Annotated in this window: 19 protein-coding genes; all 19 read right to left on the reverse strand. The window is 71.2% G+C overall.

Features of this window, described 5'->3' with window-relative positions; genetic code table 11:
* Nucleotides 1-351: a hypothetical protein gene (locus tag G6N37_RS09045; RefSeq protein WP_163678884.1), complete on the reverse strand. Its 351-nt coding sequence runs from the start codon at nt 349-351 to the stop codon at nt 1-3.
* Nucleotides 352-449: 98 nt separating this feature from the next.
* Nucleotides 450-1,250 (reverse strand): DivIVA-like cell division protein Wag31, encoded by an 801-nt coding sequence (wag31, locus tag G6N37_RS09050; protein WP_163678887.1) that lies wholly within the window; start codon nt 1,248-1,250, stop codon nt 450-452.
* A 252-nt stretch (nt 1,251-1,502) separates the two neighbouring features.
* Nucleotides 1,503-1,793 (reverse strand): YggT family protein, encoded by a 291-nt coding sequence (locus G6N37_RS09055; protein WP_007170773.1) that lies wholly within the window; start codon nt 1,791-1,793, stop codon nt 1,503-1,505.
* Between the two features lie 157 nt (nt 1,794-1,950).
* Nucleotides 1,951-2,607 carry a cell division protein SepF gene (locus G6N37_RS09060; protein ID WP_163678890.1) on the reverse strand — a complete coding sequence of 219 codons (657 nt, stop codon included), beginning with the start codon at nt 2,605-2,607 and terminating at the stop codon, nt 1,951-1,953.
* Nucleotides 2,608-2,668: 61 nt separating this feature from the next.
* Nucleotides 2,669-3,448 (reverse strand): YggS family pyridoxal phosphate-dependent enzyme, encoded by a 780-nt coding sequence (locus G6N37_RS09065; RefSeq protein ID WP_163678893.1) that lies wholly within the window; start codon nt 3,446-3,448, stop codon nt 2,669-2,671.
* A gap of 5 nt (nt 3,449-3,453) precedes the next feature.
* Nucleotides 3,454-4,161 (reverse strand): peptidoglycan editing factor PgeF, encoded by a 708-nt coding sequence (gene pgeF / locus G6N37_RS09070; protein ID WP_179961888.1) that lies wholly within the window; start codon nt 4,159-4,161, stop codon nt 3,454-3,456.
* 101 nt (nt 4,162-4,262) lie between these two features.
* Nucleotides 4,263-5,411, reverse strand: coding sequence for a cell division protein FtsZ (ftsZ, locus tag G6N37_RS09075; RefSeq protein ID WP_163678899.1), 1,149 nt, complete (start codon nt 5,409-5,411; stop codon nt 4,263-4,265).
* 231 nt (nt 5,412-5,642) lie between these two features.
* Nucleotides 5,643-6,608: a cell division protein FtsQ/DivIB gene (locus tag G6N37_RS09080; RefSeq protein WP_232075365.1), complete on the reverse strand. Its 966-nt coding sequence runs from the start codon at nt 6,606-6,608 to the stop codon at nt 5,643-5,645.
* Complete coding sequence (gene murC, locus G6N37_RS09085) at nt 6,605-8,077, reverse strand: UDP-N-acetylmuramate--L-alanine ligase (protein ID WP_163678902.1); 1,473 nt, start codon at nt 8,075-8,077, stop codon at nt 6,605-6,607. The genes G6N37_RS09080 and murC overlap by 4 nt, the downstream gene beginning before the upstream one ends.
* A complete protein-coding gene (gene murG / locus G6N37_RS09090; protein ID WP_163678905.1) occupies nt 8,074-9,285 on the reverse strand; it encodes an undecaprenyldiphospho-muramoylpentapeptide beta-N-acetylglucosaminyltransferase in 1,212 nt (403 codons plus the stop codon). The genes murC and murG overlap by 4 nt, the downstream gene beginning before the upstream one ends.
* Nucleotides 9,282-10,928, reverse strand: a complete 1,647-nt coding sequence (ftsW, locus tag G6N37_RS09095) for a putative lipid II flippase FtsW (RefSeq protein WP_163678908.1) — start codon at nt 10,926-10,928, stop codon at nt 9,282-9,284. Before ftsW ends, murG begins: the two co-directional genes overlap by 4 nt.
* Before the next feature lie 6 nt (nt 10,929-10,934).
* Complete coding sequence (gene murD / locus G6N37_RS09100; RefSeq protein ID WP_372514660.1) at nt 10,935-12,392, reverse strand: UDP-N-acetylmuramoyl-L-alanine--D-glutamate ligase; 1,458 nt, start codon at nt 12,390-12,392, stop codon at nt 10,935-10,937.
* Nucleotide 12,393: 1 nt separating this feature from the next.
* Nucleotides 12,394-13,473 (reverse strand): phospho-N-acetylmuramoyl-pentapeptide-transferase, encoded by a 1,080-nt coding sequence (gene mraY, locus G6N37_RS09105; RefSeq protein WP_163678914.1) that lies wholly within the window; start codon nt 13,471-13,473, stop codon nt 12,394-12,396.
* Nucleotides 13,470-15,056: a UDP-N-acetylmuramoyl-tripeptide--D-alanyl-D-alanine ligase gene (locus tag G6N37_RS09110; RefSeq protein ID WP_163678916.1), complete on the reverse strand. Its 1,587-nt coding sequence runs from the start codon at nt 15,054-15,056 to the stop codon at nt 13,470-13,472. The genes mraY and G6N37_RS09110 overlap by 4 nt, the downstream gene beginning before the upstream one ends.
* On the reverse strand, nt 15,053-16,642 hold the full coding sequence (locus G6N37_RS09115) for a UDP-N-acetylmuramoyl-L-alanyl-D-glutamate--2,6-diaminopimelate ligase (protein ID WP_163678919.1): 1,590 nt from the start codon (nt 16,640-16,642) through the stop codon (nt 15,053-15,055). The genes G6N37_RS09110 and G6N37_RS09115 overlap by 4 nt, the downstream gene beginning before the upstream one ends.
* Before the next feature lie 157 nt (nt 16,643-16,799).
* Nucleotides 16,800-18,866: a peptidoglycan D,D-transpeptidase FtsI family protein gene (locus G6N37_RS09120; protein WP_163678922.1), complete on the reverse strand. Its 2,067-nt coding sequence runs from the start codon at nt 18,864-18,866 to the stop codon at nt 16,800-16,802.
* Entirely contained in the window at nt 18,863-20,044 is a 1,182-nt protein-coding gene (locus G6N37_RS09125; protein ID WP_163678925.1) for a hypothetical protein, read from the reverse strand. Before G6N37_RS09125 ends, G6N37_RS09120 begins: the two co-directional genes overlap by 4 nt.
* On the reverse strand, nt 20,041-21,231 hold the full coding sequence (gene rsmH / locus G6N37_RS09130; protein ID WP_163678928.1) for a 16S rRNA (cytosine(1402)-N(4))-methyltransferase RsmH: 1,191 nt from the start codon (nt 21,229-21,231) through the stop codon (nt 20,041-20,043). The genes G6N37_RS09125 and rsmH overlap by 4 nt, the downstream gene beginning before the upstream one ends.
* Complete coding sequence (gene mraZ / locus G6N37_RS09135; protein WP_007170790.1) at nt 21,206-21,637, reverse strand: division/cell wall cluster transcriptional repressor MraZ; 432 nt, start codon at nt 21,635-21,637, stop codon at nt 21,206-21,208. Before mraZ ends, rsmH begins: the two co-directional genes overlap by 26 nt.
* Nucleotides 21,638-21,900: the final 263 nt, after the last annotated feature.

The raw sequence follows: 21,900 nt of genomic DNA on the forward strand, positions 1-21,900 counted from the left end.
CTACTTGGCGGCCTCGTCGCGGCCCTCCGCCGACACCGCCGACTGTTCGGTCGCGCCGGATTGTGGCGGCGTGCCGGGTTCCCCGGACGATTCGTCGCCGCCCTCCTGCGAGGCGTCCTCGGGGTAGTCGATGGCCTCTTCGCCGTCGGCGTCCTGGACCTCGGCCTCGTGCTGTTCTGCGCCGCCCGCGTCCCGCCGCTGCCGCTCCTGCAACGCGTCGATGATCAACAGCACGACGCCGAGCACGCTGGCACCGATGCACACCCAGGCCACCAACTCGTTGCTCGTGACCACGGCGAACACCAGCGCGACGAGCCCGACCAGGGCCAGTACCAGCGCAATGATCAGCATCGGTCATCCTCCAAGCGACGAGCGGGACAGCCAGTTCGTGTGCAGGTCCAGTGTGCCAAACCGCTCAGCTCGGCGAGTCTCCCGGCACGCCCGTGAGGCTAGTTGTTGCCCCGGTTGAATTGCTCGAACCCGCCGGCCTCGGCGCTGGAGTCGACTGGAGCCGCCGATCCGCGCTGGCCGAGCTCCTCCAGCTGCGATTCCAGGTAGGTCTTGAGCCGGGTCCGGTACTCACGTTCGAAGGTACGCAGCTGCTCGAGGCGGCCTTCCAGGACCGTGCGCTGCTGGTTGATCGTTCCCATGATCTCGGAGTGCTTGCGCTCGGCGTCGGCCTGCAGGGCGTCGGCCTTTTCCTGGGCCTGGCGCAGCTGGGTCTCGGAACGGGTTTGCGCGTCGGCGAGCATGGCGTCGGCGCGCTGCCGGGCCTCGGTGACCGTGGTCTCGGCGGTCTGGCGGGCCTCGGTGAGGATCTGGTCGGCGTTGGCGCGAGCGTCGGCCAGCATCTTGTCGGACTCGGCCTTGGCGGTGCTGGTCAGCCGGTCGGCGGTGTCCTGGGCCAGGCTCAGCACCCGGGCGGCCTTCATGGCCTGTTCCTCGTTGCTGGCCGCGGGGGCGGCGGGGGCGGCCACCGGTGCCGCCTTGGGCGCCGGCTCGGGCTCGGGGACGGGAATCGCCTGGGTGGGCGCGGCGGCGGGCGCGGCGCTGGCGCCACCGCCGGCGGCGAGTTCTCGGTCCAGCTCCTCGATGCGTTGGCGCAGATCGCTGTTCTCTTCGATGAGCCGGGTCAGCTCGGCCTCCACCAGATCGAGGAAGGCGTCGACCTCGTCTTCGTTGTAGCCCCGCTTGCCGATCGGTGGCTTACTGAACGCCACATTGTGGACGTCGGCTGGTGTAAGCGGCATTGTTTCGTCCCCTCAAGTTCCTGTCTAACGTTCTGGAAAGTGTAGAACGCAGTGGTAGCCGTCGTGCAACTGCCGTCCATCCTGTCACACCAGGCGCGACCGTTGCTGTTTAGGCCAATAAATAAGAACCAATTTCAAACACTGAGGGCAATAAAATCCGAAACCTTAGAATTTTTAAATCGCGGGCACCAAACCGAAGCTAAAACGTGGCCGAACCGTCGCCGGGGCGGAAGGTTGCTGCACGCCAGCGGCTCAGGCCGCGGCCCCGAATGCCAGTTGCATGCCGATGAACGCGACCAGCAAGAGCACCATGATGGACAGGTCGAAGCGGACGGCCCCGATGGTGAGTTGCGGGATCAGCCGGCGCAGCAGCTTCACCGGCGGGTCGGTGATCGACATGATGATCTCGAGGATCACCACCGTGATGCCGGTGGGATGCCAGTCACGGCTGAACGAGCGGATGAACTCGACGACGACCCGGGCGATGAGCAGCAGCCAGAAGATGAACAGCGCAAACCCAAGGATCTGAAAGAACAGCACCAACTGAAGAGCCCCGACCTTACCGATGAGATGTCAAGTGCCGCGGGCTTGCGCGGCGCCTGCCAGCGTACCGACTCCGGGCCCCGGCCCACATCTCAGCCGGCCCAGCCACCGGCGGCGACCGAAACGGCCGCTGGCGACCCGGGGCTACCGGTAGCCGTTATTGGTAAGCGTAGAAGCCGGTTTCGGCGATCCGCCGACGCTCCTCCGGGGACACGTCGACGTCGGCGGGCGAGAGCAGGAACACCTTGGTCGCCACCTTGTCGAAGGAGCCGCGCAGCGCGAAGGCGAGGCCGGCGGCGAAGTCGACGAGGCGCTTCGCGTCGGCGTTGTCCATCGACACCAGGTCCATGATGACCGGGGTGCCGTCGCGGAACCGCTCGCCGATGGTGCGGGCCTCGCTGTAGTCCTTCGGTCGCAGCGTGGTGATCTTCGAGAGCGGGTGGCCCTCCTCGAACATCATCGCCATCCGGCGCGGGTCCATCGCCAGCGCGCCGCGGGTGGAGTTGCGCAGCCAGGACCCGAAGCGGGGCCTGCCCATCTCGGGCCGCTCGAACTCGCGGGGGTGGACGGCGCCGTAGCGCGGCTCGTCCCCGTAACCGCCGCGGTAGCCGCCGGGCGGCGGGTAGTCGGCGGGCTCGCGGGGGTCGTCGTAGTCACGCCCCTCGTAACGCCCCTCGAGGCGTCCATAGCCGTCGTCGAAACGCGGCCGCGGGAAACCGCGGGAGGGAGCGGCGTGGTCGTCGTAATACTCGTCGTCGTAGTCGTCCATCGGGGCCATACCGAAATAGGCCTTGACTTTGTGCAGTGTGCTCATTGCGTTGACCCCTTCTAGCCCCTGACGCTGGTGTCAGTGATGAAGATGTGACTACAGTGACTTAATACGGTGACGGTAGCGGCCGCGGACCCAATAGCGCGGTACCGACACGCACACATGTGGAACCGTGTTTGACGGCGACTTCGAAATCGTCGGACATGCCGGCGGACAGGCCGACGGCGTTCGGATGCGACTCGAGGACGCGCAGGTGCTCCGTGCGCAGGCGCTCGAAGGCCGCGTCCGGGTCCGATCCCAGCGGCGGGATCGCCATCAGCCCCGCCAGTTCCAGGTGCTTGGACTCCTCGACCTGGGCGCACAACTCGTCGACCGCCCCCGGCGCCGAGATGTCGACGCCGCCACGCGAATGGTCGCCGTCGAGGCTGACCTGGACGTAGATCCGCATCGACTCGGCGCGGCGGCCCTCGGCCAGGGCCGCCGACACCCCCCGTTCCAGCGCGCCGATCAGCTGTGCGCTGTCGACCGAGTGGGCGGTGTGCGCCCACCGGGCGACCGAGCGGGCCTTGTTTCGCTGAATGTGGCCGACCATGTGCCAGCGCAGGCCCGGTGCGTCCGCCCGCGAAGCGGCCGCCAAGAGTTTGGTGACTTCGCTCACTTTTGCCGACGCCTCCTGATCCCGCGATTCGCCGACGGCGCGACAACCCAATCGGGACAAAGTCACGACATCGGTTGCTGGAAAGAATTTGGTAATCGGCAGAAGTTCGATTTCCCCGACATTGCGGCCCGCCGCTTCCGCGGCCGCCGCAAGGCGCGAGCGCACGGCCGCCAATGCGTGCATCAATTCCGTTTCACGGTCGCCCCCAGCTGGCATGTCTACCGCCATCGCGGTCACTCCATCCACACCAACGAGGCCAGCCGCCCGGTCGGCGCGTCCCGGCGGTGGCTGAACAGGCTCGGATCGGCCACCGTGCACCGCGGGTCGACGTCGATGGCCGTGACGCCCAAACCCTTTAACTGACAAGCGATTCCGGCCCGAAGGTCGAGTCCGGGGGTGCCCGCCGCGGTCGTGGTGCGGCTGCCGGGCAGCGCGGCCTCCACCTCGTCGGCCATGGCCGCGGGCACCTCGTAGTTGCGCCCGCTGACCGCCGGACCCAGCAGGGCCGAGATGTCCTCGACGTGCGCACCCTGGGCGAGCATCGCCTCCACGGTGCGGGCCACCACCCCCAGCTGTGCCCCGACGCGACCCGCGTGAACCGCCGCGGCCACACCCGCGCGCGCGTCGGCCAGCAGCACCGGCACGCAGTCGGCGGTCACCACCGCCAGCGCCAGCCGCGGGGTGCTGGTCACCAGCGCATCGGTGTCGTCGACCGCGCCGCTGCGGGGCCCGTCGACCACCTCGACCCGGTCGCCGTGGACCTGGTTCATCCACACCACGCGGTCGGGCCCGAGGCCGACCGCGGTGGCGAGCCGGTTTCGGTTGGCGGACACCGCCGCCGGGTCGTCACCGACGTGGTCGCCCAGGTTGAAGGACTCGAACGGTGGGCCCGAGACACCGCCCGCGCGGGTGGTGGTCACCCGCCGGATGCGCACGCTCACATGTTCAGTATCCGGACCGTGCTCACTGCCTGAGGGCAACGCCATCCGGTCCCTATTTTTCGTGGCCGGTTTGTCGCGCACTGGCAAGTAAATCGAGACCCTCAGCGGCGCATGAACGGCGGCACGTCGACGTCGTCGTCGTCGCCGCCGATGTTCAGCGTGGCGCCGTTGGTTGGCACCGGCACGCTGACGGCGTCCACGGGTTCGAACAAGGTCGAGGTGAGCTTGCCGGCCTTCGCCGACTCGATCCGGTGCGCCCCGGGCTTCTCGGCCGTGCCGCCGACGACGGGCCTGCGGCCGGAACCGACCGCGTCGAAGCCGGCTGCGATCACGGTGACGCGCACCTCGTCGCCCAGCGAGTCGTCGATGACCGTGCCGAAGATGATGTTGGCGTCCTGATGGGCCGCGTCCTGCACCAGCGATGCCGCCTCGTTGATCTCGAACAGGCCCAGGTCGCTGCCGCCGGCGATCGACATCAGCACGCCCTGGGCGCCCTCCATCGACGCCTCCAGCAGGGGCGAGTTGATCGCGATCTCGGCGGCCTTGAGCGAGCGGCCCTCGCCGCGGGCCGACCCGATGCCCATCAGGGCGGTGCCGGCCCCGGACATGATGCCCTTGACGTCGGCGAAGTCGACGTTGATCAGACCGGGCGTCGTGATCAGGTCGGTGATGCCCTGCACGCCGTTGAGCAGCACCTCGTCGGCGCTGCGGAACGCGTCCATCAGGGACACTGCGGCATCGCCCATCTGCAGCAGCCGGTCGTTGGGGATGACGATCAGGGTGTCGCAGCTCTCGCGCAGCGAGGCGATGCCGGCTTCGGCCTGATTGCCCCGCCGCTTGCCCTCGAACGAGAACGGCCGGGTGACCACGCCGACGGTCAGCGCGCCCAGCTTGCGGGCGATGCTGGCCACCACGGGTGCGCCGCCGGTGCCCGTCCCGCCGCCCTCGCCGGCGGTGACGAACACCATGTCCGCACCGCGCAGCAGCTCCTCGATCTCGTCCTTGGCGTCCTCGGCGGCCTTGCGGCCGACCTCCGGGTCGGCGCCGGCGCCCAGCCCGCGCGTGGAGTCGCGGCCGACGTCGAGTTTGACGTCGGCATCGCTCATCAACAGCGCCTGCGCGTCTGTGTTGATCGCGATGAACTCCACGCCCTTGAGGCCCTGCTCGATCATCCGGTTCACGGCGTTGACACCGCCGCCACCGATACCCACGACCTTGATGACGGCCAGGTAGTTATGCGGGGGGGTCATCATTCGGTTTCCTCCCTGATGGGCTCAAGTTCTTCGCGACGGGGTTTCTCCCGAACGTTCGCGGTCCTCCCTGGCAAACCCTCAACCTCAACCATAGAGTTAGAGTTATGTCAAGTAGTTCCGCGCAACCAGAACGGTATGGGCACGGCGCGCGCGAACCCCGCAGGCGCGCCGACGCGCGGCTCGCAAATTTTTTCTGTTGCCGACGTCACACGCAGGGCGCGGGCGTCGCTACTTCACCGTGGGCAGATCGGGGCTGGAGACGTCGTAGGTCCGCCCGGGCTGGGTCAGCAGGGCCGCCAGCTTCTCGGCCTTCTCGTCGGTGCGATCGGTCGTCCCCCAGATGACCACGCGGCCATCGCCCAGCGTGAGCGTGATCGAGGCCACCGAGGGGGCCGCGACCCGGCCCACCTGGCCCGCCACCTCGGGCCGCAGCGCCGTGAGCACCTGGAGCGCGGCCTTGGTCGCCGGATCGTTGGGGCCGGGATTGGCGACGTCGAGGTACGGCAGCGCCGGCGGCGGCGGCCCGGTCGCGAAATCGACGCCGTCGTGGTCGAACAGGTGCGGGCCGTCCGGAAAGTCCTTCACCGCCACCGCAACCCGCTCGACGATGGTGATGCGCAGCGCCGACGGATACTGGCGCTGCACCCGCGCGCTGGCCACTCGCCGGATCGCCGCCACCCGGTCGGCGACCTGGTTGGTGTTGATCTGCAGCAGCGGCGTCCCCGGCCGCACCCGCGCCGCGTCGAGCACCTCTTCGCGGGTCACCTCCCCCGTGCCGACCACGACGATGTTGCGGGCCGACATCGCGGGGGTGAAATACAGGATCAACGCGAGCCCGATTCCGACGATGACCAGCAGCACCGTCACCAACAGCATCTTCAAGCCACGAACCACGCCGCGCGCGACGGGTTTGGGCTCGTCGGCCGCGCGCCCGCTGACCCGGCGTTTGGCCTCCCGCCGGGCTTCCTCGATGGCGGTGGCGCGCGCCTGCGCGGCGCGGCGCTCCGCCCGTTCGCGGCGCGCCCGCCGGCGCGGCCCCTCGAATTCGTCCGCGGGCGCCGCCGTTTCGGCCTCGGGCCCTCCGACGAACAGCGGCTCGGTGACGGCCTCCCCGGCGTCGGCCGGCTGGCCCACCACGCCCAGATTGCCCGGCTCCGGGCCGTCCGTCGGCGTCGCGTCGTTGGGCCGGGTCATTGCCGCACTCCCGGCCGGCCTGGTGCGCTGCGGTTGTCCCGGGTCCGCAGCGCGGTCACGATCTCCGGCCCCAGCAGGGTGACGTCGCCCGCGCCCATCGTGACGATGACATCGCCGGGGCCGGCGGCGGCGGCCACCTGGTCGGCGACCGCGGAGAAGTTGGGCAGGTAGCGCACCGGCGCGGTGACGTGCTCGGCGACGCTGGCGCCGCTGACACCGGCCAGCGGTTGCTCGCGCGCGCCGTAGACGTCGAGAACGAACACCTCGTCGGCGGCATCGAGCGCGCGGCCGAACTGTGCGGCGAATTCCTTTGTGCGCGAATACAAATGGGGTTGAAAGACCACCAGGCTACGCCCGCCGCCGCTCTGCTCGAGGACCGTGCGGACCGCGGCCAGCGTGGCGCTGATCTCGGTGGGATGGTGGGCGTAGTCGTCGAAGACGCGCACCGACCCGGCGTTGCCGACCAGTTCGAACCGGCGGCGCACCCCCTCGAACCCGGCCAGCCCGTCGAGCACCGCGTCGATCGAGGCGCCGATCTCGATCGCCGCCAGCAGCGCGCCCAGCGCGTTGAGCGCCATGTGCCGCCCGGGCACCGACAGCCGCATCACGCGCGGATACGGTTCCGGGTCCAGGTCCGGGGCGAGCTGGATGTGCGCGACCGCTTCCGTGCCCTGCTGCTCCCAGGACAGCAGGGTCGCGGCGTTGCCCTCGTCCGGCGTGGACCCGTAGCGCAGCACCCGGATCCCCAGCTCCGCGGTGCGCTCGGCCAGCGCGGCCGCGCCCGGGTCGTCGACGCACACCACCAGCGCTCCCCCGGGGGCGAGCCGCTCCACGAAGGCGTCGAACACCCCGACGTAGGCGTCGGCGCTGCCGTAGAAGTCCAGGTGATCGGTCTCGATGTTGGTGACCACCGCGACGTTGGGCGTGTATTCCAGCAGCGAGCCGTCGCTTTCGTCGGCCTCGGCGACGAAGCAGTCGCCGCTGCCGTGGTGCGCGTTCGTGCCGGCCTCCCCCATCTCGCCGCCGACCGCGAAGGACGGATCGAGCCCACAGTGCTGCAACGCCACGATCAACATCGACGTCGTCGTGGTCTTGCCGTGGGTCCCGGTGACCATGAGCGTGGTGCGCCCGTCCATCAGCCTGGCCAGGACCGCGGGCCGCAGGATCACCGGGATGCCGCGCCTCCGGGCTTCGACGAGCTCGGGGTTGGTCTTGGGGATGGCGGCGTGGGTGGTGATCACCGCGGTCGGGCCGCCGGGCAACAGGTCGAGCGACGACGGGTCGTGGCCGATGCGGATCGAGGCGCCCCGGGCCCGCAACGCGTGCACGCCGCGCGACTCCTTGGCTTCGGACCCGGACACCAGCGCGCCGCGGTCCAGCAGGATGCGGGCGATGCCCGACATGCCGGCCCCCCCGATGCCCACCATGTGCACCCGCTGCAGCTCGGGCGGCAGCTGTCCGGCGGTCACCGCCGCCCTCCCGCCGCTGCCTTCCTGGCGATGTCCAGTGCCGCCTGTGCCACGTGGCGCGCCGCGTCGGGATGCCCCACCCGCGCGGCCGCCGCCGTCATCGCCGCCAACCGCGGCGGGTCGTTGAGCAGCCCGGCCACCTCGCGCGCGACCAACTCCGGCGTCAGGGCGGCGTCGGCGACCACCATGCCGCCCCCGGCGTTGACCACCGGCAGCGCGTTGAGCCGCTGCTCGCCGTTGCCGATCGGCAGCGGCACGTAGATGGCCGGCAGGCCGACCGCCGAGACCTCGGCGACGGTCATGGCGCCGGACCGGCAGATCGCCAGGTCGGCGGCGGCGTAGGCCAGGTCCATCCGGTCCAGGTAGGGCACCGCCACGTAGGGCGGCTCCCCGGGTTGGGGTTCGCGCAGCTCGAGGGTGTTTTTCGGCCCGTGCGCGTGCAGCACCGAGACGCCCGCGGCGGCCAGGTCGGCGGCCGCCCCGGACACCGCCCGGTTCAACGACACGGCGCCCTGCGACCCGCCGAACACCAGCAACACCCGCGCGTCGTCGGCGAAGCCGAAGTGCCTGCGCGCCTCGGCGCGCAGGGCCGCGCGGTCCAGCGAGGTGATGGCCGCCCGCACCGGCACCCCCACCACCTCGGCGCGCGGCAACCCGCAATCGGGCACCGCGGAGAGCACCCGGTCGGCGCGGCGGGCACCGATCCGGTTGGCCAGCCCGGCGCTGGCGTTGGCCTCGTGAATCAGCACCGGGACGCGGCGCCTGCGGCCGAGACCGCGGGGGATCCCGCGCGCGGCCAGGTACGCCGGCAGCGCCACATATCCGCCGAAACCGATGATGACGTCGGCGTCGACCGCGTCGAGCACGGCGCGCGTCTCCCGGACCGCGCGCCACACCCGCGGGGGCAGCCGCGCCAGGTCGCCGCTGGGCTTGCGCGGCAGCGGCACCGGCGTGATCAGCTCGAGGTGGTAGCCCCGCTGGGGCACCAGCCGGGTCTCCAGGCCGCGGTGGGTGCCCAGCGCCGTGATCCGCACCTGCGGGTCGAGCGCGCTGAGCGCGTCGGCCACGGCCATCGCGGGCTCGACGTGGCCGGCGGTGCCGCCGCCGGCCAGCACGACCGACAGCGGTTTAAAAGCCGACAACGCGGCACCGGCGGGCTGGGGACTTGTCCCCCGCCCGCCGGTCGCCTTGCTGACCGTGTCGTTCACCCGTAACGCTGACCTTCCAGTGCGCGAGCGCGCCGTGGCTGACGCTGGCCGGCTCCCCGACTGGCGGAGCGCTGGCCAGATCCATGATGCACCGCCCCGCGGGCCGGCCGTGCGGCTGTGCGGGAGAACGCCGGTCGCAGCGGTTCCTCGGCCTTGCGGGCGACCTTGCGGGCCGACGCCGGGGCGGCCTTCCACGCGCCGCTGCGCGAAGGGGCGCCCTGGGCCGGCGGCTTGCCCGCGCGCTTGCGGTCGCGGAACGACTCCAGCCGGGTCGGCACGTACGGCTGGGGCAGCGGCAGCCGCAGGAACCGGTTCACCTTGTCGTCGCGGCCGGCGCGCAGGGCGGCCACCGCCTCGGGTTCGTGACGGGCCGCGTTGGCCATGATCCCGATCATGAAAAGCGTTGCCGCCGTCGAGGTTCCGCCCGCGGAGATGAGGGGTAGCTGAATGCCGGTGACGGGCAGGATCCCGATCACGTAACCGATGTTGATGAACGCCTGACCCAACACCCACATCGTCGTGGTGGCGGTGAGCAGCCGCAGGAATGGGTCGGCCGACCGGCGGGCGATGCGCATCCCGGTGTAGGCGAACAGCCCGAAGAGGACGAGCAGCCCGAAGGCGCCGACGAAGCCCAGCTCCTCGCCGATGATCGCGAAGATGAAGTCGTTGTGGGCGTTGGGCAGGTAGTTCCATTTGGCCACGCCCTGGCCCAGGCCGTCGCCGAAGATGCCGCCGTGGGCCAGGGCGAACTTCGCCTGGCGGGCCTGGTAACCCGTGTCCATGGGGTCGTTCTCGGGGTTCATCCACGACTTCACCCGGTCGGAGCGGTAACCGGCGGACATGGCCAGGACGGCCCCGGCCAGGAAGACCGCCAGCAGCGAGGTCGCGAAGACGCGCAGCGGCAGGCCGGCGTACCACAACAGCGCCAGCAGGATGATGCCCAGCGACACGGTCTGTCCGAGGTCGGGCTGCGCCACGATCAGCGCCAGCGCGATGACCGCGGCGGGCACCAGGGGGATCAGCATCTCGCGCAGCGAGGCCCGCTCCAGCCGGCGGGCGGCCAGCAGGTGCGCGCCCCAGATGGCGAAGGCGATCTTGGCCAGCTCGGAGGGCTGCATGGAAAAGCCGGCGATGACGAACCACTTCCGCGACCCGTTGGCCAGGTTTCCGATGCCGGGAACGAGCACGAGCACCAACAGGATGACGGTGACGACGTAGCCGGTGAAGGCGACGCGGCGGATGAACCGCACCGACATGCGCAGCGAGGCATAGCAGGCGATCAGGCCGATCACCGTCCACAACACCTGCTTGCCGAAGATGATCCAGGCCGACCCGTCGGCGTCATAGGACCGCACGCCCGACGCCGAGAGCACCATGATCAAGCCGAGAATCGTCAACAGCCCGGCCACCGCGATGATCAGGTGAAACGAGGTCATGGGCCGGCTCAGCCAGGCCCCGAACCGGTTGCGCTCGTCGGTCTTGACCGGGGTTTTCGCGGCCGGCTTGGCCTCCGATGCGCCGGCCGGGCTGACCGGGCCGGTCGCCTCGTCGGCGTCGGCCTCCCCCGGCTCGGCCGCGGCGGTGCCGGCGGTCGCCCCGGTTGCTTTACCCCGGCGTCTCAGCCGGGCCAGCGGATTACCCACGCCCGCCTACCGAGTGGCCGCGCGGACGGCCGCGGCGAAGGCGTCGCCGCGGTCGGCGTACCCGGTGAACTGGTCGAACGACGCGCCGGCCGGTGCCAGCAGCACCGTGTCGCCGGGCCGGGCCAGGTCGCGGGCCGCGGCCACCGCCGCGGTCATGACGGAAGTGCCGAGATCCCCGCCCGAATCTTTCACTTCTGTCACATCTGCACCAACAACCACAGGCGTCGCTTTCATATCAGCATCCTCGCCTGTCACAACCTGGACGACGGGGACATCCGGCGCGTGTCGCGATAACGCCTCTGCAACCTCTTGGCGATCCCGGCCGATGAGCACCGCGCCGACCAGCCGCGGGGCGATCCTGGCGACGACGGGGTCCACGGATGCGCCCTTGAGCAGACCGCCGGCCACCCACACCACGCGCGGGTAGGCCAGCACGGACGCCTCGGCGGCGTGCGGGTTGGTGGCCTTGGAGTCGTCGACGTAGGTGACTCCGTCGACGATGGCGACCACCTCCGCCCGGTGCCGGCCCACCCGGAAGGCCGCGACCGCGTCGGCGATCGCGTCGGCCGGCACACCGACGCTGCGCGCCAGCGCCGCCGCGGCCAGGGTGTCGAGGATGCCGACGGGTCCCGGCACGGGGATCGAGTCGACGGGCAGCAGCGCGAGGTCGTCGGCGAAGGCGCGGTCGATCAGTTGGCCGTCGCGCACACCCAGTTCGCCCGCCGCAGGCTCGCCGAGCCGGAAGCCGACGCGCACCGGCGCCGCGGCGGTGCCCAGCAACGCCGCCGCCCGGGCGTCGTCGAGCCCGACCACCGCCACTCGGCCGCGCAGCACCCGTGCCTTCGCGGCCGTGTAATCGGCCATGGTGGAGTGCCAATCCAGGTGGTCTTCGGCGATGTTGAGGACGGCACCCGCCTCGGGCCGCACCGAGGGCGCCCAGTGCAGTTGGAAGCTGGACAGCTCGACTGCCAGCAGGTCCGCCGGCTTGTCGAGCACATCGAGGACCGGATCGCCGATGTTGCCGCACAACAGGCTGCGCCGGCCTGCGGCGGTCAGCATGGCGTGCAGCATCGACGTCGTGGTGGTCTTGCCGTTGGTGCCGGTCACCGCCAGCCAGCGGCGCGGCGGTCCGTACCGGCCCGCGGCGTCGAGCCGCCAGGCCAGCTCCACGTCGCCCCAGACCGGCACGCCCGCCGCCCCCGCGCCGACCAGCAGCGGGGTGTCCGGCGCAAACCCCGGGCTGGTGACCACCAGGGCGTAGTCCGCGGGGCGCTGGGCGGCCGTCGACGTGGTCACGGTCGCCACGCCGGTTTCGGCGTAGCGGCGCAGCGTGGCCGGGTCGTCGTCGCAGAGGGTCGGCACCGCGCCGAACCGGGTCAGGGCCGCCAGCACCGCCCTGCCGGTGACGCCGCCGCCGGCCACCAGCACGGGCGCGCCAGGCACCAAGGGGTCGAGACCGGGCACGTCAGGCACCGATCGCGGCCAGCCACTCGCCGTAGAACAGGGCCACGCCCAGACCGCAGGTGATGGCCGTCAGCAGCCAGAAGCGGATGATGACCGTCGTCTCGGCCCAGCCGGCCAGCTCGAAATGGTGATGGAAGGGCGCCATCCGGAACACCCGGCGCCCGGTGGTCCGGAACGCCAGGATCTGCAGCACCACGGAGGTGACCTCGGCGACGAACAGCGACCCCAGGACGACGGCGAGGATCTCAGTGCGGCTGGTGACCGACAGGCCCGCGATGATGCCGCCCAGCGCCAACGACCCGGTGTCCCCCATGAAAATCTTTGCGGGAGCGGCATTCCACCACAAGAAGCCGATGCAGGCGCCCGCGGTGGCGGCCGCGACGAGCGCCAGGTCCAGCGGGTCGCGCACGTTGTAGCAACCCAGGCCCGGCGCGGTGACGCAGGCGTTGCGGTACTGCCAGAAGGTGATCAGCACGTAGGCGGCGGTGACCATCGCCATGCACCCGGCCGCCAGCCCGTCGAGCCCGTCGGTGAAGTTGACCGCGTTGGACCAGGCGCTGACCACCACCACGCAGAACAACACGAACAGCCCGGGAGCCAAAGTGACGGTGGCGATCTCGCGCACGTAGGACAGGTCCGAGCTGGCCGGCGTCAACCCGCTGCCATTGCGGAACTGCAACACCAGCACGCCGAACAGCACCGCGGCCGCGACCTGCCCCAAGGCCTTGGCCGTCTTGTTCAGCCCGAGGTTGCGCGACCGGCGGATCTTGATCAGGTCATCGAGGAAACCGACGCCGCCGAGCACGGTGGCCAGGCCCAGCACCAGCAGACCCGAGGCGGAAACGCCCTCCCCGTCGAACGCCAGCCCGGCCAGGTGCGTGCCCAGGTAGCCCGCCCAGATGCCGGCCAGGATGGCCACGCCGCCCATCGACGGCGTGCCGCGCTTGGTGTGATGGCTGGGCGGGCCGTCCTCGCGCGTGTGGTGTCCGAACCCCTGCCGGGTGAACAGCCGGATCAGCGCCGGGGTCAACAGGATTGACACGGCGAGCGCGACGGCCACCGCGATGAGGATCTGCCTCACGAGGCCGTCCCCCCGTTCGCGGTCGCGGAACCCTCTGCGGCGAGCGCGTCGGCCAGCGCACCCAGACCGGCCGCGTTGGAGGCCTTCACCAGGACCACGTCGCCGGGCCGGACCTCGGCCCGCAGCAACGCCAGGGCGGCGTCGGCGTCGGCCACGATGACGGCCCCCCGATCGGCCCCGGCCCCCCACGAGCCCTCCATGACCGCTCCGTGGTGCATGGCGCTCATCGACCTCCCACTTCCCACGACGACAAGTCGAGACACATCTAAGCGCACCGCCAGCCGGCCGATGCGATCGTGCTCGGCCACCGCGTCCTCGCCGAGCTCGGCCATTTCGCCCAGCACCGCCCAACTCCTGCGCTTTTCGCCGGCGTCGGCGCTGTGGCCCGGTTGCGGCGCGTGGGCGATCCAGGCCAGCGCCTGCAGCCCGGCCCGCATCGAGTCGGGGTTGGCGTTGTAGGCGTCGTCGATCACCGTGACCCCGTCCGCGCGGGTGGTCACGTGCATGCGGTGCCGCGACACGGGCCCGGCGTGCGCCAGCGCGGCGGCGACCTGCTCGGCGGTGGCGCCGCACTGCAGCGCGACGGCGCTCGCGCACAACGCGTTGGTGACCTGGTGGTCGCCGTAGACGCCCAGCTGCACGTCGACCTCCACAGGACCTCGGCTGTCCATCGCGTGCAGGGTAAAGCGGGGCCTGGCCAGTTCGTCCAGCGACACTCCGTCGGCCCAGACGTCGCTGGGCCCCGAATCGGTGTGGCTGAACCGGCTGACGCGCACCACGCGCGCATCGGTGACGCGGGCCATCGCCGCCACGGCCGGGTCGTCGAAGTTGAGGATCACCACACCGGACGATGGAACGGATTGGGGCAGTTCGGATTTGGTGCGCGCGATGGCTTCCCGCGAGCCGAACTCGCCCAGGTGGGCGGTGCCGACGTTGAGGACGACGCCGATCGCCGGCCGGGCGATCTCGGCCAGCGCGGCGATGTTGCCGGGGTGGCGGGCCGACATCTCGAGAACGAGGTACTCGGTGCGGCGCGTCGCGCGCAACACCGTCCACGGGTGCCCCAGCTCGTTGTTGAACGACCCGGGCGGGGCCACCACCTCGCCCAGTGGCCCGAGCACGGCGGCCACCAGGTCTTTCGTCGATGTCTTCCCCGACGAGCCGGTGATCCCGATGATGGTCAGCCCGCCCGCCACCAGCTCCGCGGCCACCGCCTTGGCCAGCTTGGCCAGCGCCGCCAGCACCGCCGCGCCCGAGCCGTCGGAGTCGTGTTCGAGAACCCCGGCCAGGCCACCGTCGGGGCGGCCGTCGGTCCGCGGTTGCGGGGACACCACGATGGCGGGCACCCCCACCGGCCGGGCGGCCAGCACCGCGACCGCGCCCGCCGCCACCGCCGCGCCCGCGTAGTCGTGCCCGTCGGCCCGCGCTCCCGGCAGCGCGAGGAACAGCCCGCCGGGGCCGACCGCGCGCGAGTCGAATTCGACTGTGCCCGTGACGCGGAGCTCTGCCGCGGCCTGTGGCGAGATGTCGGCCAGCGTGCCGCCCACGATGTCGGCGATCTCGGCGACGGTCAGGTCGATCACGGCCGCGCCCCCAAAGCTTTGAGGGCCGCGCCGAGCTCCACCCGGTCGTCGAAGGGACGGGTCTCGCCCCCGGCGCGCTGGCCGGTCTCGTGACCCTTGCCCGCGACCACCACGACGTCGCCGGGGCGCGCCCAGGCCACCGCGCGATCGATCGCGGCGCGGCGGTCACCGATCTCGACGACCTCGGCGTTGCCGCCGCGCGCCCCGGCCAAGATTTCCCGCCGAATGGCGGCGGGGTCCTCGCTGCGCGGGTTGTCGTCGGTGACGACGACGAAATCGGCCAGCTCCGCGGCGATCTCACCCATCGGTCGCCGCTTGCCCGCATCGCGGTCACCGCCCGCCCCCAACACGACCGCGAGCCGGCGACCGGGGCGGCGCAGGTTGGCCAGCACCGAACGGAGCGCCTCGGGCTTGTGGGCGTAGTCGACCAGCGCGAGGAAATCCTGGCCGCAGTCGATCTCCTCCATGCGGCCGGGCACCCGGGTTTCCAGCAGCCCGGGCGCCGCCTGCTCCGGCGACACTCCCACCGAATCCAGAATCGCCAGTGCAACAAGGCAATTGGCGACGTTGTAACGCCCCGGCAGCCGGATGCCGACCCGGTGGCGCACGCCGGCGGGATCGATCGCGGTGAACTGCTGCCCGCCGGCGCCCATCGGGATCACGTCCATGGCGCGCCAGTGCGCGGGCTGGCCGGCGACGCTGACGGTGATCGCGTCACCGGCCCGGGCGGCCATGGCCCGCCCGGCGTCGTCGTCGATGCAGACCACCACCGTGCGGGCCCGCAGCGGCGACGCGGGGTCGAACAGCTTCGCCTTGGCCTCGAAGTAGTCGGCCATGGTCGGGTGGAAGTCGAGGTGGTCGCGGGACAGGTTGGTGAAGCCGGCCACCGCGAACCCGGTGCCGTCCACCCTGCCGAGCGCCAGCGCGTGGCTGGACACCTCCATGACGACGGTGTCCACCCCGCGTTCGGCCATCGCGGCGAACATGGCCTGCAGGGCGGGCGCCTCGGGAGTGGTCAGCGCGCTGGGAACGTCGGCGCCGTCGATGCGGATGCCGATCGTGCCGATCAAGCCGGCCGTCCGGCCGGCGGCGCGCAGCCCCGATTCGACCAGATACGTCGTCGTGGTCTTGCCGGCGGTACCGGTGATCCCGACGACCGTCACCCGCTCCGACGGGTTGCCGTACACCGTGGCGGCCAGCGAGCCCAGCACCGTGCGGGGCGCCGGGTGCACCAGCGTCGGCACGGCCGCCGCCGAGCCACCCATCTCCGCGACCCCGGCGGCGTCGGTGAGCACGGCGACGGCGCCGCGTTCGATAGCCTCGGCCGCGTAGCGGGCCCCATGTGTCGAGGCGCCCGTCAGCGCCGCGAACAGGTCGCCGGGCCGCACGTCCTGGGCGCGTAGCGTCACGCCGGTGACGGCCACGTCGGGAACGGCGGTGTCCTCGTCCGCGGGTACCGCCCCGACCTGGGCCGCCAGCGCGGGCAGGCGCGTCCCCGCGCCGGCGCCTGGGCGCAAATCAGTGGGCACCGACACCACCTGTTCACACCTCCCTGCAGACGCCGCGTGATCCTCATGATCGGCCATGACACCCTACCGAGAGGCACCCGCCACCCAGGTGGCCTCGTCAATCGAGTGTGCGTCGAGGGCCTTCAGTGTGCGCGCAGGGCGGGATTCGGGCCCCGAATCCCGCCCTGCGCGCACACCCGACGCCGTCACCGCACGAGCGATGGTCTCCGGCCAGCTAGGTGGCCTGCAACGTCAGCGGCGGGCCGGGATCCGGCGAGAGGGGCACGTTCTCGCGCTGCATGAGCCAGCCGGCGATGTTGTGGAACAGCGGGGCCGCCGAGTGGCCCGGCGTACCGTCCGCGTTGCGCTCCGGGTTGTCCATCATGATGCCGATGACGTAGCGCGGGTTGTCCACGGTGGCCATGCCGGCGAAGGTGATCCAGTAGACGTTGTCGAAGTAGCAGCCGCACGCGGGGTTGATCTGCTGCGCGGTCCCCGTCTTGCCGGCCATCTGGTAACCCGTCACCGCGGCGGCGGGCCCGGTGCCCTGCTGGTAACCCATCGGATCGCGTTGCACGACGGCGCGCAGCATGTTGCGCACGGTCTGGGCCGTCTGCGGTGAAACCACCCGCACCCCTTCGGGACGCGGCTCCTCGGTACGGGTCCCGTCCGGCGCGATGGTGGCCTTCACGATCCGCGGCGGTATGCGCACCCCGTCGTTGGCGATGGTCTGGTACATGCCGGCCATCTGCAACAGTGTCATCGAAAGGCCTTGCCCGATAGGCAGGTTCGAGAAGGTGCTGCCCGACCACTGGTCGATGGGCGGCACCAGCCCCGCGCTCTCACCGGGCAGGCCCACGTTCGTGCGCTGGCCGAGACCGAATTTGCGGACCATGTCGTAGAAGCGTTCCGGGCCGACGCGCTGGGCGAGCATCAACGTGCCGACGTTGGAAGACTTTCCGAACACACCCGTGGTGGTGTAGGGCATCACGCCGTGGTCCCACGCGTCGTGGATGGACACCCCGCCCATCTGGATCGACCCGGGCACCTGCAGCACCTCGTCCGGATTGGACAGGCCGTACTCGATCACCGAAGAGGCGGTGATGACCTTGTTCACCGACCCGGGCTCGAAGGGTGAGGACACCGCCAGGTTGCCCAGCTGTTTGTCACCCTGACGCCCGATGTCCTGGGACGGGTCGAACGTGTTGTCGTTGGCCATGGCCAGCACTTCGCCGGTCTTCGAGTCCAGCACGACGGCCGAGACATTGTGTGCCCCAGAGAGATTCTTGGCCTGCTGGACCTGCTGCTGCACGTAGAACTGGATGTCGTCGTCGAGGGTGAGCTGGACCGTCGAACCGTTGACCGCCCGATGCCGGTTGCGGTAGCTGCCCGGGATGACGACACCGTCGGACCCACGGTCGTAGGTGACCGAGCCGTCGGTTCCGGACAGCACCGAATCCAGGGACTCCTCCAGCCCCAGCAGCCCATGACCGTCCCAGTCGATGCCGCCGACGATGTTGGCCGCCAACGATCCGCCGGGGTACTGCCGCAGGTCTTGTCGCTCCGAACCGACTTCGGGAAACTTGTCGGAGATGGCGCTGGCGACGGCGGGGTCGACGGCGCGCGCCAGATACACGAAGTTCTCGTCGCTTTGCAGCTTCTTCAACACGGTCGTCGAGTCCGGCTTGTTGCCCAGCCGGGTGGCGACCTCCTGGGCGATGTCCCGCAGCCGCTGCTGGGGATCGGGGGCCACCGAGTTCTTGTTCTTGGCCTCTTCCAGCTGCTTGCGAATCCTCTTGGGCTGGAACGTCAGCGCCCGCGACTCGGTGGTGAACGCCAGCTGATCCTTGTTCCGGTCGACGATGCTGCCGCGGACGGCCTTCTCGACGTCGGTGACCTTGAGCTGGCCCGCGGCCTGGGCGCGCAGCGATGGCGCGTTGGTGACCTGCAGGACGAACAACTGGACCGCCGCCACCACGATCAAGACCCCGATGGCCGCGTTGCCGGCCCGATGCCGGAAGACGAACGACGCGCCGCGGCCGCCCGCCTGCACGAGTTGCCGGGTGCGCCGCTCCCGCGCCGAGTGCCCGGTCGCCACCGCGTCCGGCCGGTCGGCCGGGCGGGCTTTCCCGGCGTCCTTGGCTGGCTTGGATTTCCGGAACCTCTTCGGCTCCCGGACGTCCTGGCCTTTCGGTTGCTTCGCGCGCCGCTTCGGCTGGCGAAGCCCCTTGGGGTCCTGCGCCTTACCGGGACCGCGCGTCGGCTGCGACCGGCGGGTGCGCTTCGAGTCGCCGCGGCTCACCGGGGCACACCCGGTGTCACAACGGGGCCCGGCGCCGCGGGCTGCGGCACGAGCACCGGAGCGACGGGAGCGACGGGAGCGGCGGGGACGATCCCTTGGGGAACCGCGGGCGCGCGTTGCACCGGAACCGGCACCTCCGCGGGTAACGGTGCGGGCACCTGCCCGGGCGGCGGAATGGGCAAGCCGCCCAGCGGGATCGGCACCTCGGCGGGCACCGGGGCGAGCGCGGGTCCCGGCGAGGGCGCGGGCAGCCCCGGTACCGGCGCACCCGGCGCGGGCAGGGCACCCGGCGCCTGCCCGAGGGCCGGCGCGCCCGGCAGGCCCGGCAGCTGGGGTCCGGCCGGTGCCAGGTGCTGGCCGCCCAGCGTCGACGATCCGTCCGGAGCGCGCAACAGCGCCTCGGGTCCCGAGCGCGCCGGCGGCGCCGCCACCGGGTCGGGTTGCACCCGGACCGGAACCTCCGCGGGAGGCGCCGGCGGCGCCACGGGCTGCGGCGGACCCTGCTCGGGGAGCTTGCTGTTCAGCGGCGGGGGCGGCACCCCGTCGGCCGGCTTGGGTGTGCCGACCACCACCCAGTTCCCGGACGGGTCCTGGACCAGATGCGCGGTGTCGCGCGTCGGGATCATGCCCTGCTTGCGGGCCGCCTCGGCCAGCGCCGGCGCCGATTCCGCCTCGCGCACATCGCGTTCCAGCGCCTCCTTCTGCTGTTGCAGCAGCCGGGTCTTCTCCCGCGCGTGGCTCAACTTATACGAGCGCTCGGCGGAGTCCGTGGACAACCACAGCGTCAGGCCCAGCCCGACGCCGAGCGCGCCGATGACGAGCACGACAAAGGGGACCTTGCTCGCCAGAGTGCGGGGCCGCAGATCGATCGCGGCCAGCCGGGCCGCCAAACGCTCACTCAGGCGAGGGCGAATAACTTTGGGCGCCTTGGCTTTCCGCGCCTTGGCGCGGGCCTTGGCCTGGCTGGTACTCTTGGGCCGCGCCGGCCGCTCGACCGGCCGGGCGATGGGACTGGTCTGCGGTCCGGACTTGGGCGCGCGGCTCTCGCGGGTGGGCGCCGAGGTCCGCCCGGGCCGGGGCCGTCGCACGGGGCCGGGATCGGCGGCCGAGCGCCTGCTCCGCCGGGCGGAACCGTCGCGTCCGCCGCGACGATTCGGCGTCTCCCGCTTTGCTTTCATGCGTCGCCCTTTCCGGTTGCCTGCTGGACCCGTTGCACAGCTCGTAGCCGCACCGCCGCGCTGCGGGGATTGCGTTCCACCTCGGCGGCGTCCGCACGCTCGGCGCCGTGGGTCAGCGACCGGAATAGCGGCTCGTGGCCGGGGAGTTCGACGGGCAGGTCCACCGGGGTACGCGAGGCGACCGCATCGGCGAACAACCGTTTGACGATCCGGTCTTCCAGCGATTGATAGGCCAGCACCACCATGCGTCCACCGACGGCGAGCGCGTCCAGACCGGCCGGGATCGCGCCGCGCAACGAATCCAGTTCGTCGTTGACGGCGATCCGCAGGGCCTGGAAGGTCCGCTTGGCCGGATGCCCCCCGGTGCGCCGGGCGGGGGCCGGAATCGCCTGGTAGAGCAGCGCTACCAACTCCGCGGTCGACGTGAAGGGGGTGCGGGCGCGCTGGCGCACGATCTGTGTCGCGATGCGGCGCGCGAACCGTTCTTCGCCGTAGCGGTGCAGGATGTCGGCCAGCGCCGCCTCGTCGTAGGTGTTGAGGATGTCGGCCGCCGTCAAGGGCGACTCGGGATCCATCCGCATGTCCAGCGGCGCGTCCTGGGCGTAGGCGAAGCCCCGCTCGGCGCGGTCGAGCTGCATCGAAGACACCCCGAGGTCGAACAGCATCCCGTCAACCGATCCGGCTGTACCGTAACCGGATTCGGCCAGTGCCGCGGCGATGCCGTCGTAGCGGGTGTGCACCAGCGTGACCCGGTCGGCGAAAGGCGCCAGCCGGGCCCGGGCAATTTCCAGCGCGCTGGGATCGCGGTCGAGTCCGATCAGCCGCAGCCCCGGCAGGTCGGTCAGGAACCGTTCGGCATGCCCGCCGGCGCCGAGGGTGGCGTCGAGGAGGACCGCACCCGCGCCGTCGGCGTGGTTGCGGGTCAGCGCCGGGGTGAGCAGTTCGACGCAGCGGTCCAGCAGGACGGGCACATGCCCGAAGTCCGGTGAATCGTCAACCACCGCAACACCTCCCCGGGTCGGGCCGAATGCCCCTGACCCCTCGGCGGCCCGGAGGGCCGGCGCCCTTGCATCGAGGTCCCTGTCCGAAGGCACGAACCTGGCGTTGGGGAAGTACGCCAGGGTCGGTTCGGGCAGAGGCCACGTTGCACGGGCATGCGCCTCAGATGATGTCGCCGAGTGCTTCATCGCTTGCCGCGGAGAAGTTCTCTTCGTGGGTCTGCTGGTAGTCCTGCCATGCCTGCGCATCCCAGATCTCCAGGTAGTCGACCGCTCCGATCACCACGCAATCCTTGGAGAGGTTGGCGTAGCGGCGGTGGTCGGCCGACAACGTGATACGTCCCTGCGCGTCGGGATGCTGCTCGTCGGTGCCGGCGGCGAGGTTGCGCAGAAACGCACGGGCGTCGGGGTTGCTGCGGGAGGCCTTGCTCGCCCGGCGCGCGAGCTGCTCGAATTCCCCCCGCGGGTAGACGGCGAGGCTGTGGTCTTGGCTCTTGGTGACCATCAACCCCCCTGCCAGTGCGTCGCGGAACTTGGCGGGCAATGTCAGCCGCCCCTTGTCGTCGAGTTTGGGCGTGTAGGTGCCGAGAAACACCAGCTCACCTCCCACTCGGGGTCACCCAAACACTGCAGCCACCATACCCCACAATCCCCCACTTCGCCCCATTCCTGGAGTGTCGCGGCGTCGTTTTCCAAGTTACCTGCCACGTCCGGCCGCCCACACCCCCGGACGAAGCGTCCGGTGCTCACGCGGGACGCCCCGACAATCAGGTGAAAACTGCACTTCACAGCGCCTCGGAGCGGTGCGTGGGGCGAAGTGGGGGGCCTCAGTGGGGCCCGGTGGGGCTCAAGTCCTGC

The organism is Mycobacterium seoulense (assembly GCF_010731595.1).
GTDB lineage: Bacteria > Actinomycetota > Actinomycetes > Mycobacteriales > Mycobacteriaceae > Mycobacterium > Mycobacterium seoulense.

Excerpts from the sequence above, each read along its gene's own strand:
- G6N37_RS09045 (WP_163678884.1), bottom strand. The coding sequence starts at position 351 with ATGCTGATCATTGCGCTGGTACTGGCCCTGGTCGGGCTCGTCGCGCTG.
- wag31 (WP_163678887.1), bottom strand. The coding sequence starts at position 1,250 with ATGCCGCTTACACCAGCCGACGTCCACAATGTGGCGTTCAGTAAGCCA.
- G6N37_RS09060 (WP_163678890.1), bottom strand. The coding sequence starts at position 2,607 with ATGAGCACACTGCACAAAGTCAAGGCCTATTTCGGTATGGCCCCGATG.
- G6N37_RS09065 (WP_163678893.1), bottom strand. The coding sequence starts at position 3,448 with ATGGCGGTAGACATGCCAGCTGGGGGCGACCGTGAAACGGAATTGATG.
- ftsZ (WP_163678899.1), bottom strand. The coding sequence starts at position 5,411 with ATGACCCCCCCGCATAACTACCTGGCCGTCATCAAGGTCGTGGGTATC.
- G6N37_RS09080 (WP_232075365.1), bottom strand. The coding sequence starts at position 6,608 with ATGACCCGGCCCAACGACGCGACGCCGACGGACGGCCCGGAGCCGGGC.
- G6N37_RS09115 (WP_163678919.1), bottom strand. The coding sequence starts at position 16,642 with ATGGCCGATCATGAGGATCACGCGGCGTCTGCAGGGAGGTGTGAACAG.
- G6N37_RS09125 (WP_163678925.1), bottom strand. The coding sequence starts at position 20,044 with ATGAAAGCAAAGCGGGAGACGCCGAATCGTCGCGGCGGACGCGACGGT.
- rsmH (WP_163678928.1), bottom strand. The coding sequence starts at position 21,231 with ATGAAGCACTCGGCGACATCATCTGAGGCGCATGCCCGTGCAACGTGG.